The sequence below is a fragment of the Streptomyces sp. ADMS genome (assembly GCF_033441795.1).
Taxonomy (GTDB): domain Bacteria; phylum Actinomycetota; class Actinomycetes; order Streptomycetales; family Streptomycetaceae; genus Streptomyces.
This window is the reverse complement of sequence record NZ_JAVFVX010000327.1, coordinates 1-1055: the sequence shown is the minus strand read 5'-3', so window position 1 is coordinate 1055 and position 1055 is coordinate 1. Positions and strand designations below refer to the sequence as shown.

At 74.1% G+C, this 1055-nt stretch carries 1 protein-coding gene; it reads left to right on the top strand.

Annotated elements, in window-relative coordinates; genetic code table 11:
- The first annotated feature begins 128 nt into the window (after positions 1-128).
- Positions 129-902, top strand: a complete 774-nt coding sequence (locus RB628_RS40785; protein ID WP_318325691.1) for a class I SAM-dependent methyltransferase — start codon at positions 129-131, stop codon at positions 900-902.
- Positions 903-1055: the final 153 nt, after the last annotated feature.

The window sequence follows — 1055 nt, the reverse complement described above, 5'->3', positions numbered from 1 at the left end:
TCTGGGGGCGCAGCCCCCAGGTACGGGATGGGACGGGTAGGGGCGGCGGGGGCGACAAACACGCCACCCAACCCAACCTTTCCCCAAACCCCTACCCCCCCGCCAACACCCCCGGCCACCATGTCCACATGACGGCCTCCACCCCACCCCCCGCCCCCTCCTCCCGAGCCACCTCCTTCAACGCAGCCGCAGCCCAGTACGCCCAGAACCGCCCCTCCTATCCCCCCGCCCTCCTGGACGCCATAGAAAACCTGGCCGCCCACCCCCTCGCCGGCTCCCGCGTCGCAGACATCGGCGCCGGCACCGGCATATCCACCGCACTCCTCCACGCCCGCGGCGCCCGCGTGATCGCCGTGGAGCCCGGCGCCGGTATGGCGGCCCAGTTCCGCCGCACCCTCCCCGACGTCCCGATCGTCCGGGGCAACGGCAACGCCCTCCCCCTGGCCGAGGCCTCCGTCGACTTCCTCACCTACGCCCAGTCCTGGCACTGGACCGACCCGGACCACGCGATCCCGGAGGCCCTCCGCGTCCTGCGCCCAGGCGGCGCACTCGCCCTGTGGTGGAACACGTACGCCCTGGACACGCCCTGGATCACCGCCCAGGCGAACCGCGTCCAGTACTTCTTCGGCGTCGACATGGTCGTGGAGCAGAACGGCGCCTCCCGCCGGGCCGCGGACCCCTCGGGCCGCCTCGACTTCGCGCGCCGCCAACTCCGCTGGAGCCGCCACGTCCCGATCGACACCCACCTGGCCAACATCGGCAGCCGCTCGGTCTTCCTGGTCCACGACAAGGAGGAGACCGCGGCTTTCCTGGCCGAAGAACGCAACCTCCTGCTCAAGCTCTTCCCGTCCGGAACGGTCGAGGAGACCTACGAGGTGGACCTATTGCTGGCCACCCGCTAACCCTGCCCCCGCACCGCTCACCCGCACCCGCTGCGCCCCGCGCGCCCCCGCTCCGCCCCCGCTCCGCCCCCGCTCCGCCCCCGCTCCGCCCCCGCTCCGCCCCCGCACCGGCCCCCGCACCGGCCCCCGCACCGGCCCCCGCTCCGGCCCCCG

Coding starts and splice junctions, on each gene's coding strand:
- RB628_RS40785 (WP_318325691.1), top strand. CDS start 129: ATGACGGCCTCCACCCCACCCCCCGCCCCCTCCTCCCGAGCCACCTCC.